Source organism: Stenotrophomonas sp. CFBP 13724 (genome assembly GCF_014841975.1).
Lineage (GTDB): Bacteria > Pseudomonadota > Gammaproteobacteria > Xanthomonadales > Xanthomonadaceae > Stenotrophomonas > Stenotrophomonas lacuserhaii.
In genome coordinates this window covers 32,485-49,791 of record NZ_JACYUW010000005.1, presented here as the reverse complement: position 1 = coordinate 49,791, position 17,307 = coordinate 32,485, and the positions used below count along the sequence as shown (strand labels likewise).

The 17,307-nt window shown below is 67.5% G+C and carries 16 protein-coding genes; 5 read left to right on the top strand and 11 right to left on the bottom strand.

The annotated features are described in order from the left end of the window. Positions 1-55 precede the first annotated feature (55 nt). Complete coding sequence (locus IFT63_RS16495; protein WP_192085153.1) at positions 56-1,420, top strand: MATE family efflux transporter; 1,365 nt, start codon at positions 56-58, stop codon at positions 1,418-1,420. 121 nt (positions 1,421-1,541) lie between these two features. Next, positions 1,542-3,464, top strand: coding sequence for a signal peptide peptidase SppA (gene sppA / locus IFT63_RS16490; protein WP_042614489.1), 1,923 nt, complete (start codon positions 1,542-1,544; stop codon positions 3,462-3,464). Positions 3,465-3,514: 50 nt separating this feature from the next. Here sppA and IFT63_RS16485 read toward each other — a convergent pair whose 3' ends face one another. Then, a complete protein-coding gene (locus IFT63_RS16485; protein WP_192085152.1) occupies positions 3,515-3,730 on the bottom strand; it encodes a hypothetical protein in 216 nt (71 codons plus the stop codon). 74 nt (positions 3,731-3,804) lie between these two features. On the opposite strand from IFT63_RS16485, the gene IFT63_RS16480 reads away from it, so the two are divergent. Continuing rightward, positions 3,805-4,581, top strand: a complete 777-nt coding sequence (locus IFT63_RS16480) for an SDR family oxidoreductase (RefSeq protein WP_192085151.1) — start codon at positions 3,805-3,807, stop codon at positions 4,579-4,581. 6 nt (positions 4,582-4,587) lie between these two features. On the opposite strand, the gene IFT63_RS16475 is transcribed toward IFT63_RS16480, so the two are convergent. From IFT63_RS16475 to IFT63_RS16430, 10 genes are all read right to left on the bottom strand, one after another. Next, positions 4,588-5,949, bottom strand: a complete 1,362-nt coding sequence (locus IFT63_RS16475; RefSeq protein ID WP_192085150.1) for a M60 family metallopeptidase — start codon at positions 5,947-5,949, stop codon at positions 4,588-4,590. Between the two features lie 230 nt (positions 5,950-6,179). Beyond that, complete coding sequence (locus IFT63_RS16470; protein WP_192085149.1) at positions 6,180-6,860, bottom strand: hypothetical protein; 681 nt, start codon at positions 6,858-6,860, stop codon at positions 6,180-6,182. Positions 6,861-6,889: 29 nt separating this feature from the next. Further along, complete coding sequence (locus IFT63_RS16465; RefSeq protein ID WP_249404519.1) at positions 6,890-7,546, bottom strand: DUF4124 domain-containing protein; 657 nt, start codon at positions 7,544-7,546, stop codon at positions 6,890-6,892. An 87-nt stretch (positions 7,547-7,633) separates the two neighbouring features. Continuing rightward, positions 7,634-8,194, bottom strand: a complete 561-nt coding sequence (locus tag IFT63_RS16460) for a Sua5/YciO/YrdC/YwlC family protein (protein ID WP_042614483.1) — start codon at positions 8,192-8,194, stop codon at positions 7,634-7,636. Positions 8,195-8,324: 130 nt separating this feature from the next. Next, positions 8,325-10,799, bottom strand: a complete 2,475-nt coding sequence (locus IFT63_RS16455) for a DNA topoisomerase I (RefSeq protein WP_101101344.1) — start codon at positions 10,797-10,799, stop codon at positions 8,325-8,327. A gap of 190 nt (positions 10,800-10,989) precedes the next feature. Beyond that, complete coding sequence (locus IFT63_RS16450; RefSeq protein WP_192085147.1) at positions 10,990-11,919, bottom strand: RDD family protein; 930 nt, start codon at positions 11,917-11,919, stop codon at positions 10,990-10,992. 52 nt (positions 11,920-11,971) lie between these two features. Continuing rightward, positions 11,972-12,706: a GYF domain-containing protein gene (locus IFT63_RS17730; protein ID WP_192085146.1), complete on the bottom strand. Its 735-nt coding sequence runs from the start codon at positions 12,704-12,706 to the stop codon at positions 11,972-11,974. 39 nt (positions 12,707-12,745) lie between these two features. Continuing rightward, the gene (locus tag IFT63_RS16440; RefSeq protein WP_042614480.1) at positions 12,746-13,219 is read right to left on the bottom strand and encodes a DUF494 family protein; all 474 of its coding nucleotides are present in this window, start codon (positions 13,217-13,219) and stop codon (positions 12,746-12,748) included. A 16-nt stretch (positions 13,220-13,235) separates the two neighbouring features. After that, positions 13,236-14,387, bottom strand: a complete 1,152-nt coding sequence (gene dprA, locus IFT63_RS16435) for a DNA-processing protein DprA (RefSeq protein ID WP_192085145.1) — start codon at positions 14,385-14,387, stop codon at positions 13,236-13,238. Between the two features lie 90 nt (positions 14,388-14,477). Further along, positions 14,478-15,617 (bottom strand): LysM peptidoglycan-binding domain-containing protein, encoded by a 1,140-nt coding sequence (locus tag IFT63_RS16430; RefSeq protein WP_042614478.1) that lies wholly within the window; start codon positions 15,615-15,617, stop codon positions 14,478-14,480. Positions 15,618-15,748: 131 nt separating this feature from the next. Between IFT63_RS16430 and def the strand changes: the two genes are divergently transcribed. After that, positions 15,749-16,261: a peptide deformylase gene (gene def, locus IFT63_RS16425; protein WP_042614477.1), complete on the top strand. Its 513-nt coding sequence runs from the start codon at positions 15,749-15,751 to the stop codon at positions 16,259-16,261. 119 nt (positions 16,262-16,380) lie between these two features. Next, positions 16,381-17,304, top strand: a complete 924-nt coding sequence (gene fmt, locus IFT63_RS16420) for a methionyl-tRNA formyltransferase (protein WP_192085144.1) — start codon at positions 16,381-16,383, stop codon at positions 17,302-17,304. Positions 17,305-17,307 lie beyond the last annotated feature (3 nt).

The following is a 17,307-nucleotide window of genomic DNA, read 5'->3' as shown; positions in this document are numbered from 1 at the left end:
ACCCGGTGTCTGTGCCCTTCGTGCGCAGCCGTAGTCGCCGACCCTCTGCAGCACCATGTCCATCACATCCCCTGCCCCGCGCTTCAGCCGCGAAGTGCGCGCCACCGGCATCCTTGCCCTGCCGCTCGTCCTGGGCCATGTCTCCACCGGCCTGATCTCCTTCGTCGACAACGTGATTGCCGGCCACCACGGCACCCACACGCTGGCGGCGGTGACCATCGGCACCGCGCTGCTGTGGCTGCCGATGCTGATCCCGATCGGCACGCTGATCTCGCTCACCGCGTCGGTCTCGCAGCTGCACGGCGCCGGCCGCGAGCGCGAAATCGGGCCGTTGTTCCGCCAGGCCCTGTGGCTGGCGCTGGGCTTGGGCCTGATCATGTTCACCTTCCTCAGCGTGGTGCCGCCGCTGTTGCCGGCCTTCGGCATCGCGCCGGATATCGTGCCGGGCGCCACCGCGTTCCTGCATGCGGTGCGCTGGGGCGGCCCGGCGCTGACCCTGTACTTCTGCATGCGTTATCTCAGCGAGGGCATGCACTGGACCCTGCCGACCATGCTGATCGGCTTCGGTGGGCTGCTGGTGCTGGCGCCGATGGGCTACGTACTGGCCAATGGCAGACTGGGCTTCCCGGAGCTGGGCGCCGAAGGCCTCGGCATCGCCTCGGCGATCATGATGTGGCTGCAGGCGCTGTGCTTCGCCGCCTACCTGTGGAGGACCAAGCGCTTCGAACACCTGCAGTTGTTCAGCCATTTTGAAGGGCCGCGCTGGCGTGCCATCTGGGACCTGCTGCGCACGGGCCTGCCGATCGGCATCACCGTGCTGATGGAAGGCGGACTGTTCATCGTCACCGCATTGCTGATCGGCCGGCTGGGTGCCAACGAGGCCGCCGCGCACCAGATCGCCATCAACGTCGCCCAGCTGTGCTTCATGATCCCGATGGGCGTGGCCGAGGCCACCACCGTGCGCGTGGGCCATTCAGTCGGGCGCGGCGATGGTCATGGCGTGCGCCGCGCGGCATGGGCCGGCTACGCGATCATCATGGGCACACAGACCGTGTCCGCGCTGGCGCTCTTGTTGGGCCACGACGCCATCGTCGGGGTGTACACCAACGACCTGGCGGTCGCCGGGTTGGCCTCCACGCTGCTGTTGTACGCGGCTGCCTTCCAGTTCCCTGATGGCATCCAGGTGCTGTCTGCCGGGGCGCTGCGCGGGCTGAAAGACACCCGCGTGCCGATGTTCATCGCCATGTTCGCGTACTGGGGCCTGGGCATGCCGCTGGGCGCCGGGCTCGGCCTGGGGCTGGGCATGGGGCCGCAGGGCATGTGGATCGGCCTGATCGTCGGGCTCACCGCTGCCGCCATCCTGATGGGCTGGCGCCTGCATCGCAGCGGCGCGCGCGTGGGCCAGTCCGCGCTGTCCTGAATGCTGGTACTGTCCGCGCCGCTTCACGGCGGCACCCTTACTTGTGTCCGATGCTGCCGGCAACCACACCCGTTATGCTGATCCCGCAATTTCCACGGCAAGACGCCAACCGGAGCAATCCATGAACCAAACCGTGCCACCGCTGCCCCCCGCGCGACGCAATCCCATCGCGGCATTCTTCATCGGGCTGTGGGACGTGATGAACTTCACGCGGCGGCTGATCCTCAACGTGCTGTTCTTCGGCCTGTTGTTCTTCATCCTGGTCGCGCTGGTCGTGGCGGCCGGCATGGGTGCGGGCGCAAGCAAGTCGCTGCAGGACCGCACCACCCTGGTGATCGCCCCGGAAGGCCGCCTGGTGGAGCAGTTCAGCGCTGATCCGGTCAGCCGCGCGTTTGCCAAGGCGATGGGCGATACCAGTGCCGAAGAGATCCAGCTGCGCGATCTGATCCGGGCGATCGACGCGGCGCGCGAGGACAAGAAGATCGAGCGGGTGGTGCTGGAACTGGACAAGCTGCAGCCGTCCGGCTTCGCCTCGTTGCGCGAAGTCGCCGCTTCCCTGCAGCAGCTGCGTGCGTCCGGCAAGCAGCTGGTGGCCTACAGCGAAAGCATGGGCCAATCGCAGTATTTGCTCGCCGCACAGGCCGACGAGGTCTACCTGGACCCGATGGGCGCGGTGCTGCTGGAAGGCCTTGGCCGCTATCGCCAGTACTTCCGCACCGGCCTGCAGGACAAACTGGGCGTGGACGTGCACCTGTTCAAGGTGGGCGAGTACAAGTCCGCCGCCGAACCGTACGTGCTGGACGCCGCATCACCGCAGGCCAAGGAAGCGGACCTGTACTGGATGAACGATGTCTGGCAGCGCTACCTCGGTGACATCGCCAAGGCACGTCGCCTGGATCCGGCGCAGCTGGCTGCCGGCATCGATACGCTGCCGGAAGGCGTAGCCGCCGCCGGCGGTGACCTGGCCAAGTTCGCCCTGCAGCAGAAGCTGGTCACCGCGCTGAAGACCCGCGAAGAGTTCGAAGACCTGATGGTTGAACGCGGCGTGGCCGACGGCGATGCCGAAGGTGGTTTCCGCAGCATCAACCTGGGCGCCTACCTGGGCCAGGTCGACGCACGTCGCAGCCCGGTGGATTCGCGTCCGCAGGTGGCCGTGGTGGTGGCATCGGGCGAGATCAGCGGCGGTGACCTGCCGGCCGGCCGTATCGGCGGCGAGTCGACCTCCGCACTGCTGCGCGAAGCCCGCGACGACGATGACGTGAAGGCCGTCGTACTGCGCGTGGATTCGCCGGGTGGCGAAGTGTTCGCCTCCGAGCAGATCCGCCGCGAAGTGGTGGCCCTGCAGGCCGCCGGCAAGCCGGTGGTGGTGTCGATGGGCGACCTGGCCGCCTCCGGTGGCTATTGGATCAGCATGAATGCCGACCGCATCTATGCCGACGCGTCGACCATCACCGGTTCGATCGGCATCTTCGGCATGGTGCCGAACGTGGCGCGCGCGCTGGACAAGATCGGCGTGCATACCGACGGCGTGGGCACCACCCGTTTCGCCGGGGCGTTCGACATGACCAAGCCGCTGGACCCGGCCGTGGGCCAGGTGATCCAGTCGGTGATCGACAAGGGTTACGCGGACTTCACCGGTCGCGTGGCCGATGCGCGCAAGAAGCCGGTCGAGGCCGTGGACGAAGTGGCCCGTGGCCGCGTCTGGTCCGGTGCCCAGGCCAAGGAGCGCGGCCTGGTCGATGCCTTCGGCGGCCTGAAGGACGCCGTGGCCGACGCTGCGGGCCGGGCCAAGCTCGGTGCCGATGACAAGTACCGCGTGCGTTACATCGAAAAGCCCGCTACCCCGTTCGCGCAGTTCCTGGGCGGTTTCGCCGGCAGCCACGCCGGTGCCTGGATGCTGGCCGAATCGGGCGTGGGCCGGATGGTGCTGGCGCGGACGATGCCGGAAGTGGACACCCAGCTGCGCTTCGTGCAGAACGCCGCGCGCGAGCAGGGCAAGGGCACCCCGGTCAAGGCGCTGGCATATTGCTTCTGCGGTTTCTGACCGCCGTCCGGCGATAGCAGCCGACTTCGGTCGGCTCTACCTGGCCATGATCATTCCTTCTCGGCGCGCTCTTCCTGGGCGCGCCGTTTTTGTTCGGCACCCTCCAGCGTCTGTTGCACGCCGCGCGCTTTTTCCAGTGGCGCCTGTACGTTGCGCGCCAGCGCCTTGGGCTCCGGTGGCTTGTCCTGCGGCGGGACCGCGGGGCGCTGGCAGGCGGCCAGCGGGGCCAGTGTCATGATCAGGGCGAAGGTTTTCAGCTGGTGCATCGAAGATCTCCCGGCGACGGCGCTATGCTTGCCGCATCGTTACACGGGCAGCGCCCGGATGGGAGTTCAAGATCGTGACTGCGCAGCGCTGGCGGCTGGATGGACAGACCGCCCTCATCACCGGAGCCAGTGCCGGCATCGGCCTGGCCATCGCACGTGAACTGCTCGGCTTCGGTGCCGACGTGATGATCGTGGGCCGCGATATCGACATGCTGGAGAGCGCCCGCGACGACCTCGCCGACGAGTTCCCCGCACAGGCGATCCACGCCCTGGCCGCCGACGTGTCCGATGACGAAGACCGGCGTGAGATCCTGGACTGGGTCGAAGACCATGCCGACGGGCTGCATATCCTGGTCAACAATGCCGGGGGCAACATCACCCGGCCGGCCATCGATTACACCGAAGACGAATGGCGCAACATCTTCGAGACCAACCTGTTCTCGGCCTTCGAGCTGTCGCGCTACGCGCATCCGCTGCTGGCACGGCATGCCGCTTCGGCGATCGTCAACATCGGCAGCGTGTCCGGCCTGACCCACGTGCGCAGCGGGGCGGTCTACGGCATGACCAAGGCCGCCATGCACCAGATGACCCGCAACCTGGCCGTCGAATGGGCCGAAGACGGGATCCGGGTGAATGCCGTTGCGCCGTGGTACATCCGTACCCGACGCACGTCCGGGCCGCTGGCCGACCCGGATTACTATGAGCAGGTGATCGACCGCACGCCGATGCGCCGTATCGGTGAGCCGGAAGAGGTCGCCTCCGCAGTGGGTTTCCTGTGCCTGCCTGCCGCCAGCTATGTCACCGGTGAGTGCATCGCGGTGGACGGCGGCTTCCTGCGCTACGGGTTCTGACGCGGGTCACAGCGGCGGCAACGCATTTTCCACCACATCGGTGGCGCGGTCGTGGTTGTTCCAGATCGGGTGGCGCAGGGCAGGCAGTCGTGCCAGCCCTGCCCGCGTGCTGCTGTCCAGCGCGATGCCCCACTGTTCGAAGAAGGGGGTCATGTTGCGCTCAGCGACCTGGCCGACGGTGAGGGCGAACAGCTGCCGCTTTTGCTCGTCGGTACGCGGATTGATCCCGTCGCGTCGCAGCTGGCGATAGCGGGCGGACAGGCGCGGGTAGAACCCTTCGCCAAACGAACGACGCAGTTGATCGAACATCAGCAGCTTGAACCAGACGTCTGTCTGCTTGTCGAAGTCGCGCTTTGCCGGCGCACGCCCGAAGTATGCCGTGCGCTTTGCCCGATAGCCGGTGGTGTCCAGCCGGTTGCGGCCGGTCAGGCGTTCGGCGATCGCAATGGAAGACAGGTTGACGGTTACGTCCGTCAATCCGGCCCAGCGGTATTGCGGGGTCTGGTAAGTGTGCCCGATCTCGTGCCAGAGCCCCCACAGGGCATCTGCTTCACGCTGCAGCAGCACCGCGCCGCCGGTGCTGTGGAAGGTCAGGCGATAGTTGGTGGCGCTGGCGGCGCCGGGTCCGGTGTCCGGATTGGTGATGTGGATGCGGTTGCTGGACTTGCGGTCCAGGCCGCTGGCCATGGCGGACAGTCCGTACACTTCGTTGGTGAGTCTGGCTGCCTGATCCCAGCCCGCGATGCGGCCTGCGGTGACCGACGCAAGGTTGTCGCGCACCCAGTGGTACTGGATGTCGGCGAAAACCTGGTCGCCGATGAAGGTCGCGAACGGAGCCCGCGGCCAGCGCGTCATCTGTGCGTCGAAGCTGGCTTTCGTCGTTATCCCGCCCACGAAGGTTGGTATCGGCTCACCGCCTTCGAGGGTGACCTGGAGCGGCTGGCTGCCCTCGTTCTTCACGTAGACCAGTCCATCAAGCGGTGCGGTTACCCACGTGGGGACGCCGGGCGGCACGGTCTGGTGGTTGAACGAAGACTGCGCCACGCCGCCATTGAGATCCTTGTAGACGCCGAACAATCCGATCGCGATGACGGCGGCGTGGGGCCCTGCGACGGTCACGCTCAGGCGCTGTCCACGGCGGACGAAACGTCCGGTCGGCTGCAGGTTGCTGTGTGCGAACCATCGGTTCTCGCGATCAGCTTCGGCGCGTGGAACGCCCCATGGCACCGCGACAACCACTGAGTGATCATCCGTTACGTCCAGAGAGGGCGGTTCTGCCTGTGCGGCGGATGTGAACAGGATCAACGCCGGGGCGAAAAGAAGCGGGCGGATGGCCCGGGCGATGGGGGACGGTTCAAGTTGATCCACGGTGCGGTTCCTCGTGCAGTGTGGCTTCGCCGCAGGGGCGCGGCGAGGCTACACTGGATGCGCACGCCGGAACGTGGAAGCGCCGTGCTGCCGTGCTGTGATCCTTGGCACTGTCTGGCGCGGCCGCTGTCCTGCGCACGACGAGGCATGGCGCGGCTGCAGGGCAGGCGCAGCGACAGGGCGGGGGCGGCGCGTCAGCTAGGCCGCGCCAGGCCACCGATGCCGACGGCTCAGGGCACCGCGCAGCTGCTGGCTTCCAGCACGGCCTGCACGCGCAGGCGCTCGTCGCGTGCCTGCGGCTGGGTGTCGGCGGTTGCAAAGCTCTCGCGACCGCGTGCATCGCGCAGTCGTTGCTGCCAGGCGCCGCAGCGCTGCGCCAGCTCCACTTCGCTGCAGGCATCGCGCACGACTTCGCAGCTGGCCGCGTTGTGGGGGGCGATGCCGCCGCCCAGGCCAGCGATCGGCAACACCGTGCAGTGCGACGGCGCGGCCTCGTATTCGTGGAAGTACTGGCCGCCGCCGCTGGAGGTGCAGCGGAAAATCACAGGCGGCGGTGGCCTGTCCGGAACGGCGCTGGCTTCGGCGATGGCACGCGCGCGCAGCACGTCGCTGTCCAGGATCGCCTCGCCGCTGCCGGCCTCTGCACCGGCCACCGGGGCGCTGAGCAGGTCGCTGTCGAGCACGGCCGCCGCCGCGGCCGGCGCGGGCGGATCACCCAGCGCGGTGGAGGCGGTAGATGCCGCCGACGCGCCACGCCGCTGGATGATCTGCGCCGTGCCGGACGGACACGGCGCATCCTGCACGGTCACCTTTGCGTTGGCATCGGTGCAGCGGAACACGATGTCCTCGTTGGCGGACACCGGCAGGGCGGTCAGCAGCGCCAGCGCGGCCAGGCAGATCCAGGTCTTCATCTGCTGATTGTAGCGGCGCGGGCGCGCGATCAGCGGCCGCCGCAGTCCTGGTCCAGGCGCGCGTCGATGCCGCGCTGCTCGCGGGTGATCGCCTGGCGCTCGCCCTGCAGGGCGCTGTTGTAGCGACGGTCCAGCTCCCAGCGCTGGTCACGCAGGCGCGCACAGACCTCTTGTGGGGGCAATGCGTTGCACGTATCGCGCACCAGGATGTTGCCCGCCGGGAAACTGATGCCATGGCCGATGCCATGCGGCGGCCGCTGTCCGGGCCCTGCGTTGCCGCGTCCTTCGGCACGGATCGGCGGCAGTTGGGGTTGGCCCGGGCCGTGCCACGGACGGTGCCCGCCACCGACCCACGCGCTGGTCCACAGCGGCACCCACCGCGGATTGCCCTCGTTGCTGTCGCTCAGGTACCGCCGGCCTTCTTCGGTCACGCATTCGTACATCGGCTGCGGCGGCCGCACGTAGACATGGCGGATTTCGCGCTGCACCCGCGCGCTGCTGGAGGCAGGCGTGGCGACGTCGTCGGTGCTGGCGCGGCGCGGCGGCGGATCCTGCGGCCGCTGCATCTGTCGCACCTCCTGTCGCCCGCTGCTGCAGGGGCTGTCCTGCAGGGTGACCGCACCGTCGCTGCCCACGCAACGGTAGATCCGCACGCTGTCAGCGGCAGGGGGCGCCGGGGCCGCCATGGCCAGCACCGGCAGCAGGACGATCAGCAGGGCAGGGGATGCGCGCATGCCCCATCGTGCGGTATCGGGCGCGGCGGCGCCAGCGGATCAGAAGCGCAGCACGTTGCCGCTCAGGCCATCGCGGATCGGCGTGGGCTGGGCCAGGCCGCCGGTATCGCCATCCAGCAGGCCGTCGAGCAGCGACAGCAGGCGCGGGTCCAATTCGGCACGGGTGCGTGCAGGCGGCTCGCCGGCCAGGTTGGCGCTGGTGGACACCAGCGGCCCGCCCCATGCCCGGCACAGCGCTGCCACCAACGGGTGCGCGCTGATGCGCACGGCCAACCCGCTGTGCTCCCCGGTGACCCACTTCGGGGCGCGGGGGCCGGCGGGCAGGATCCAGGTGTTGGCGCCAGGCCAGCTGGCCAGTACTTCGCGCTGTCGTTCGTCCGGCAAGGCGTCCAGCACAGCCCAGCCCTGCAGCTGCTGCAGCTCGGCGGCGACCAGGATCATGCCTTTCTCCACCGGCCGCTGCTTGAGCTTGAGCAGGGCATGCACCGCCATCTGGTGGCCGGGGTCGCAACCCAGACCCCACACCGCTTCGGTGGGATAGGCAATGACACCACCGGCGCGCAGGCTGGCAACCGCACTGATCAGGTTGAGTTCTTTCATGCCGCCAGTATCCGCCTGCCGCGCGCAAACCGGTAGCGCCGAGCCCGTGATCCTGGTGGGTGACGACCGTTGGTCGTCACGCTTCCGGTTCTCCGCCGAGCATGGCCCGGCGCTACCAGAACCCACCAGCTCAGCCGGCGGTCTTCTTCGCCACGGCCTTCTTGGCGACCTTCTTCACCGCTTTCCTGGCGGTCTTCTTGGTCGCCTTCTTGGTGGCCTTCTTCACCGCGATCTTCTTGGCGGCGACCTTCTTCGGCGCGGCCTCCTTCTTCACGGTCTTCTTGGCGGCCTTCTTGCCGAAGCCCTTGCGCACCGGCTTGCCGGTTTCTTCCATGAACTGCTGCGCTTCGGCCAGGGTCAGCGAGGCCGGCTCGCGATCCTTGGGGATCTTGCCGTTCATCTTGCCGTCGCTCAGGTACGGGCCGAAACGACCGTTCAGTACCTGGATCTCGCTGCCGTCGAATTCCTTGATGATCCGGTTGCGCGCGATCTCTTCCTTTTCCTCGATCAGGAAGACCGCACGGTCCAGGTCGATCGTGTACGGGTCATCTTCCTTCTTCAGCGAGGCATAGGTGCTGCCACGCTTGGCGAACGGACCAAAGCGACCGATGCCGACGCTGACATCCTCGCCCTTGTCCTGGCCCAGCGCGCGCGGCATCAGGAACAGCTCCAGCGCATCTTCCAGGCTGATGGTGTGCATGCTCTGGCCGGGGCGCAGCGAGGCGAACTTCGGCTTGTCTTCGGCATCTTCGGCGGTGCTGCCGATCGCCGCATACGGCCCAAAGCGGCCCAGCCGCACGCTGACCGGTTTGCCGGTCTTGGGATCGGTGCCGAGCTCGCGCGCGCCACTGGCTTCGGCGCGGTCGACCGATTCGTTCTTCTCCACCACCAGCTTGTTGAACGGCTCCCAGAAGCGGGCCATCAACGGAATCCAGTCCTCTTCGCCACGCGACACCGCATCCAGCTCATCTTCGAGCTTGGCGGTGAAGTCGTAATCCACGTACTGGGTGAAATGGCTGGACAGGAACTTGGAGACCGCGCGACCCACGTCGGACGGGCGGAAGCTGCGCCCTTCCATTTCCACGTACTTGCGGAACTGCAGGGTCTGGATGATCGAGGCGTAGGTCGACGGACGGCCGATGCCATACTCTTCCAGCGCCTTCACCAGCGCCGCTTCGGTGAAGCGCGGCGGCGGCTGGGTGAAGTGCTGGTCGGCGACGATGCGGTCCAGCGGCACGCGGTCGCCGGGTTTCATCAGCGGCAGCTTGCGGCCTTCGTCTTCGTCATCGGCGCTCTTGGTGTCCTTGCCTTCTTCGTACACAGCCAGGAAACCGGCGACCACCACGGTGGTGCCACTGGCGCGGAACACATGCTCGCTGCCGGCCGACAGGTCCACGCTGACCGTATTTAGCGTGGCCGGGATCATCTGGCAGGCCACCGAACGCTTCCAGATCAGCTCGTACAGTTTGCGCTCGTCGTCGGTCAGGAAGCGCGATACCTGCGCCGGTGTCCGCAGCGCGGAGGTCGGACGCACCGCTTCGTGGGCTTCCTGCGCGTTCTTGGACTTGGTCTGGTAGGTGTTGGGCTGGTCCGGCAGCGAGGCGATGCCGTAATCACGGGCGATCACGTCGCGGATCTCGGCCAGCGCGTCCTGCGACAGGTTGACCGAGTCGGTACGCATGTACGAAATCAGGCCGACCGTGCCTTCCTCGCCGATCGCCACGCCTTCGTACAGCTTCTGCGCGACCTGCATGGTCTTGCGCGTGGTGAAGCCCAGCTTGCGCGATGCTTCCTGCTGCAGGGTGGAGGTGGTGAACGGCGGTGCCGGGCGGCGCTTGCGCTCCTTGCTGGCCACGTCGGTGACATGCAGGCTGCCTTGGGCGGCCTGCTGGATGCGCAGGCGTGCGGCTTCTGCGGTATCACCGTCGGTGACGGTGAACTGTTCGAACTTCTGCCCGTCCAGCTTGATCAGCTTGGCGTTGAACGGCTGCGAAGGATGCGCGCAGGCCGCGGCGATGGACCAGTACTCGCGGGCGATGAAGGCTTCGATCTCTTCCTCGCGCTCCACGATCATGCGCAGCGCCGGGCTCTGCACGCGGCCGGCGGACAGGCCGCGCTGCACCTTGCGCCACAGCACCGGGGACAGGTTGAAGCCGACCAGATAGTCCAGCGCGCGGCGGGCCTGCTGCGCATCGACCAGGTCGGCGGCAATGGCGCGCGGCTGGTTCATCGCCTCCTTGATGGCCCGCGGGGTGATTTCGGTGAACACCACCCGCTGCATCGGCTTGTCGCCGACCAGGCCACGTTCCTTCAGGATCTCGGCGATATGCCAGCTGATCGCTTCACCCTCGCGATCCGGATCGGTCGCCAGGAAGATGTCGTCGGCGCCCTTTGCGGCTTTGGCAATGGCATCGACGTGCTTTTCGTTCTTGTCGATGACGTCGTAACGCATCGCGAAGTTGTTGTCCGGGTCGACCGCGCCTTCCTTGGGTATCAGGTCGCGCACATGCCCATACGAGGCCAGGACGGTGTAGTCCTTGCCGAGGTATTTGTTGATCGTCTTGGCCTTGGCGGGCGATTCGACGATGAGCAGGTGCTTGGGCATGGGGTCGCTTTTGTGTGCGCACGGCCGGGAAGGGCCGCTAGGGTGGAGCAAATGGCCGCATTAGTGAAGCGACCGGGTCGATTTCCATAAACTGAACGCCCGGGGATGAGCCGGGCGTTCAGCTTTTACCTTATTAGAGGAATCACGTCGTGAGCGCGCTGTCAAGCGCTCCAGCCGCATCCGACGGTATTCAGCCGGCCATCCTGGCGATCGCGCCGACCGCCACGACCATCGCGATGATCAGGCCGACGAACAGGATACCGCTCAGTACCAGCACCACCACGCCGACCGCGCCGAGCTGCGGACGCTGCAGGTGCGGCTGGTCGGTGAAGGCCCATTTATCGACCACGACGGTGTCGCAGATCATGTCGTGCAGGGCCTGCTTGCGCTCGGTGAAGGCGGCCATGATGTAGCCGACCAGCAGGGTCAGGCTGCTCAGCAGGGTGGCGAAGTAGCGGCCGATAGAGCGCGCGCCGGAGATCCGGTCGCCATCGCTGCGCACCACCTTGATGCCCAGCGCCATCTTGCCCGGGGTCGCCCCGCCGACTGAGGCGTGGAACCAGCCGTAGTAGGCCAGGCTGATGCCGAAGCCGATCAGCGCGCCGAGCAGCTGGCTGAGCACGCCTGCGGTGGTCGAACCCCCACCGGCCAGGCTGGCCGCGCCACCGATACCCAGTCCGACGATGGCGCCGATGATCATCGAGCTCGCGGTCAGGATGACGTAGTCGATCATGTAGGCGGCGAACCGCTTCCAGAAGCCGGCATACAGCACCTCGGCACCGTGTACCGGCACGGCATTGCCGTAGCCCACCGATGCGGCCGATGCGCCATACGGCGAAGCGCTTAGCGGGCCACTGCCCGGCAGCGGCGCGGTGCCGTTGTCGATCGCCGCGTAGTCGCCGCGCAGGTCGAAACCGGTGCTCGGCTCGGCGGCAACCGACGCCAGGGTCTGCAGCTGCAGTTCATCGACCACCGTGCGCAGTGCGGCCCATTGCGCCATTCCCTCGCGCCATACCAGCGTATCCAGCGTGATCTGGCTGCGCTGGAACAGCTGGCGGATTTCCTGCTCGGCTACCGGGCCCTGGCGTTGCTGGCCTTCGGCGTAATACCACTCACTCATCATCATCCCCTGTGGGTCTTCCTTGGAAATCGGTCCATGCCCGCCTGCCGGCTCAGTCGCGGCAGTGCACGGGCAGGTATTTGTCGGCGCCGTCACCGCTGCATTCCCAGCGTGACGCCTGGGGATCGTACTCCTGCCAGAGCAGGTCGCCATCGACCCGCGACTCGCCGACCGCCAACGTGGCTTCGATGCCGCAGTGCTCATTCTCGAACTGGCCGAACTGCACGCTCGACAGACCCTGCGCGGTGAGGTGGTCATGCGCCGGGAAATCGGGGTCGGCGCGGGTCGGGCAACGGCCTTCGCGATTGACGAATTCCGCTACCTGCACCTGCAGGGGCTGCAGCGCCCCCACCGAGTGCGCCACCTTGGCGCGGATGGTGTAGTCCTTGTAGGCCGGCAGTGCGATGGCCGCCAGGATGGCGCACACCGGCACCAGCACCAGCAGCGCCGCACCGCCGATGACGGCGGTCATCGCACAGCCGGACAGCGGCTTCTTCTGGGCCTGCATCGGCAGCGCGCGCGCACCGGCATAGGGCGCCGCGGGCGACGGAGGGGCAGGCGGACTGCCCGGCGGCAACGGCGGGACGTGGGTCGCAGCGGCGGCGGCCGGGACCGCGGTCAGCCCCAGTTCGTCCACCACGGTGCGCAGCGGCTGCCATGCCGGCAGGCCCTGGCGCCACACCAGCGTGTCCAGCCCGATCCGGTTGCCCCGGAACAGCTCCCCCATGTCATCAGCCGAAACCGGGCCAACCTGGCGGCTGCCCTCGGCGTGGAACCACTCGCTCACGTGAACGCCCCCTGTATGCGCAAGGGATGCAGTGTACGGTCAGTGAAGGGGTTCTGGCTCGTCCATGAACATCTGTGTTTCCATCCAGGCATACGCGGCTTCCGAGCCGGGCTGGTTGAACAGCACCATGAGGACCACCCACTTGAGGTCGTCCAGATCCAGTTCGTCCTGGTCCAGGGCCATGGCACGGTCCAGCACCAGCTCGCGCTGGTCGGCATCCAGGATGCCGTGCTGCTCCAGGTACAGGATGAAACCTCGGCATTCCACGTCCAGCTTGTCCAGCTCCGGACCGTGGTAGACCCGCACCGGGCCGTCGACCCGGGCCTGCGACACGCTGGGACGCTGGGCGGCCAGTGCATCCAGCCAATCGAACGCTTTTGCGGTCTCGGCCGGGCTGAAGCCCGCTTGGATCAGGCCATTCTGGAGGGAGTCGCGGTCGCGGATGAGATCAGCGTCTTCGCTGAAATAGTGTTCAAACAGGTACAGCAGCACATCGAGAATGCTCTCTTTCATTGCCCCTCGGCCTGCGTCATCTGGACGCTGTGGAGGTTGGGAAACCAGGGTTTCGACAGTAGCGGCCGTGTTCGCACACCACGATACCCGCCAGTTCCATGGCCAGCAGCATGGAGGACAGCCGGGCGGCCGTCAATCCACAGTGCGTGATCAATGAATCCATAGGGATTGGGTCGTGGTCGAGCGCTTTCCACAAGGTCTGGTAGTCCGGGTCGGACGCCATGTGTGCAGGAAGATGGGCTCGCCGTCCCTGTTCAGTGGGGGCCTGGAGGCGACATTGCAAGTCGGGCAGGGCGGTGGCCAGCTGCGGGGCAATCAGGGCCATCACTTCGGCGGGGGTTTCCACCAATGCGGCACCGTCTCGGATCAGCCGGTGGCAACCGGCGGCCCGCGGATTGCGGACCGAGCCGGGCAGTGCGCAGACCTCGCGTCCGGCTTCGGCGGCCAATCGTGCGGTGATCAGTGCACCCGAGCGGTTGGCTGCCTCGATCACCACCGTTGCCAGCGCCAGCCCAGCCACCAGCCGGTTGCGGGCGGGAAAATGCGCTGCCCGGGCCGTCGTGCCGGGAGGATATTCGCTGACGACCACGCCGTGGTCGGCGATCTCGCGCTGTAGTGCGACGTGGTGCGACGGAAACACCGCGTCCGGTCCGCTGCCGATCACCGCAATGGTAAGGCCGTCGGCGGCGAGGGCGGCACGATGGGCCGCCGCATCGACGCCGGTGGCCAGTCCGCTGATGACGGCCAGGCCGGCATCGCAGAACGCCGTACTGAACTCGGCAGCCAGTGCGCGCCCGCTCGGTGTGGGGGAGCGGCTGCCCACCACGGCGATTGACGGATGCCATAGCGGCGCGGGGTCTCCGTGCACGAACAGCGCCAAAGGAGGCTCCGGGATCGTGCGCAGCAAGGCCGGGAAGCGCGGATCGCCGAGCGGCAGCAGGTGGTGACCAGCTTGCTGCATCCAGCGCAGGGCGGCCTCCAGTGCAGCGGCATCCGGCGCGGCCAAGCGGCGTTGCTGGCCGGGTGAGCAGCCCGCCTGCCGCCACGCGACCGGCCCGGCGTCCAGCGCGGCGGCCACGCTGGGGCGAGCGCAGGCCAGCGCGCGGCGTGCCGGCAGTCCGCCGCCGGCAAGGACCAGGGTCAACAGGGCTTGGGTTTCCTCATCCATGGCCCAGCCTGCCGCGCATACGACAACGGCGCCCTAGGGCGCCGTTGCGGTGTGCTGTCAGTGGGAGAGGGCCGCCGGCCGTCAGTCCACTTACTCCGTCGCGTCGGGGTGGCGGGCGTTGTAGCCCACCAGCACCGGCTTGATGCCTTCCATCACCAGTGCATAGCTGACGTTGTCGAAGGTACGGAACACCATGGCATGGGCGGCATATTCGTCCGGCATGGTCAGGCGGTTGTTGCCGTCGACGCGCGAATCGTCCATCTGCGACGAATTCGGCGCCTTCATCACGTGCTTGACGTGGCTGCCCTGCCGCCACAGCGAGAACACGGTGCCGTTGTCCACGCCCTGCGCGCTGCCCGCGGAAAGGGCGATGACATCACGTGCGCCGCCGGACAGCAGCATGTCCGCTACCGCCAGTACCCGGACATCCAGCCCATCGGTGCCCGGCGCCGGGACATGCGGGAAGAACTGCAGGTCGTACGGCGTGGCTTCCACCGGGACCAGGCGGTCACCGGCGCGCACCTCGCGGCCATCGCCGGTGCCCTGCAGCGCCAGCGTGGCGACATCCACGTTGCCCGATGGCACGCGCGTGATGGTGCCGACGTTGACCTTGGCCAGTTCATAGCCCAGCTGCTGGTGCGGACGCTTGTTCGGGACAGTGAAGTCCTTCCACAGGTTGCCGCTGCCCGGCGTGGTACGGCCGCTGGCGTCCAGGTCCTCGGTGGGCTTGGGCAGTGCATAGCGCACCGTCGGCCGTACCACCGCGTAGCGCTGGCCCACGGCGGCGCCGTCCAGCCCGTGCACGTAAGCCAGCTGGCCCGACGTGGCACGCAGGCGGTTGTCTTCCAGCCCGGCCACGTAGGGCAGGTGATCGATGCGATCGACCACGCTCAGTTCTTTCAGGAAAGGCTCGACTTCGGACAGCGGAATGCCGGTGATCGGCGCTTCCTGGCGCGGTCCGGGCTCCTGGCGCGCCACGACGCGGTCCAGGTAGGCCAGGCTCAGCACATCGCCCGGGTAGATCAGGTGCGGGTTCGCCACCTGGGGATTTGCCTGCCAGATTTCCGGCCAAAGCCAAGGCTTTTTCAGGAATCGCGCAGAGATATCCCACAGTGTGTCGCCCTTCTGGACGACATAGGTGGTCGGGTGCCCGTTCATTTCAACGGCGGTAGCATAGGCGGCAACGGTCAACATCGCCGCGGCGACGACCGTGCGGATTCGTAGCAACATAGGAGTGGTCAGCCCGGTTCCCCAACAGGTTGGCGCACTATAGTCCAGAAACCGGGGCGCAGGGCAAGCGTTGGCGATAGAATTACAACGCAGGCCGGCGTTGACCGGCCCCCACCCAGATGATTACTGCCATGGCACTGCTCCCAATTCTCGAGTTTCCCGATCCGCGCCTGCGCACCAAGGCCGTGTCGGTCGACGCCGCCGAGGTCACCACGCCGGCCTTCCAGGCCTTGCTGACCGACATGTTCGAGACCATGTACGACGCACCCGGCATCGGCCTGGCGGCCAGCCAGGTGGACGTGCACAAGCGCTTCATGGTCATCGACGTGAGTGAAGAAAAGAACCAGCCGATGGTCTTCATCAACCCGGAGATCGTCCAGCAGGACGGTGGCCAGGTGTACCAGGAAGGCTGCCTTTCGGTGCCGGGTATCTTTGCCGACGTCACCCGCGCCGACCAGATCACCGTGCGCTACCTGGACCGCCAGGGCCAGCCGCAGGAGCTGGCCACCGACGGCCTGCTGGCGGTCTGCGTGCAGCATGAAATGGACCACCTGGACGGCAAGCTGTTCATCGATTACCTGTCGCCGCTGAAGCGCGAGATGGTGCGCAAGAAGCTGGCCAAGGCGCGCAAGCACGTCGCCTGATCCATCACCGGGCACGGCCGCTGCCGTGCCGACCGTCCGCGCCTGCGCGGACCCTGCGGCACCGGAGCGCGGTGCCGTTTTCTGACCTGCAGGTCGCTGGCCTGCGCAATGGGGTGACCATGAGGATTGTCTTTGCCGGTACGCCGGAGTTCGCGGTGTCGTCGCTGCGCGCGGCGGCGCGCCATCACGAAGTGGTGGCCGTCTACACCCAGCCGGACCGTCCGTCCGGGCGCGGACGCGGCCTGGCGCCGTCGCCGGTGAAGCTGGAAGCGGTCGCCCGCGGCATTCCGGTGTTCCAGCCGGAAAACCTGAAGGATGAGGCTGCCCAGCAGCAGCTGCGCGAGCTGCAGCCGGACCTGATGGTGGTGGTGGCCTACGGCCTGATCCTGCCGCGTGCGGTGCTGGCCATCCCCACCCACGGCTGCTGGAACGTGCATGCCTCGCTGCTGCCGCGCTGGCGTGGCGCCGCGCCGATCCAGCGTGCCATCCAGGCCGGGGATGCGCAGACCGGCGTATGCCTGATGCAGATGGAAGCCGGCCTGGATACCGGCCCGGTGCTGCTGCAGCAGGCGCTGCCGATCCTGCCGACGGACACCGGCGGACAGCTGCACGACAAGCTGGCCGAACTGGGCGCGCAGGTGCTGGCCGATGGCCTGGGCCTGCTGCGCGCGGGGCTGAAGCCGGTGGTGCAGCCGCAGCCGGTTGAAGGCGTGACCTATGCGCACAAGCTGGACAAGGCCGAAGCAAGGCTGGATTGGAGCATGGATGCTGCATCGCTGGCGCGCACCGTGCTGGCGTTCAATCCGTGGCCGATCGCCGAAGCACAACTGGCCGGCGAACGCGTGCGCATCCATGGCGCGGTGGCGCTGGACGACAACGGAGGCCATGCGCCGGGCACGGTGATCGGCGCTGCCCGCGAAGGCATCGACATCGCCTGCGGGCAGGGCGCGTTGCGCCTGCGCGTGCTGCAGCGCGAAGGTGGCAAGGCGATCACCGCAGCCGACTACCTCAACGCGCGCCGCGACCTGCGCGTGGGAGCCTGAGCC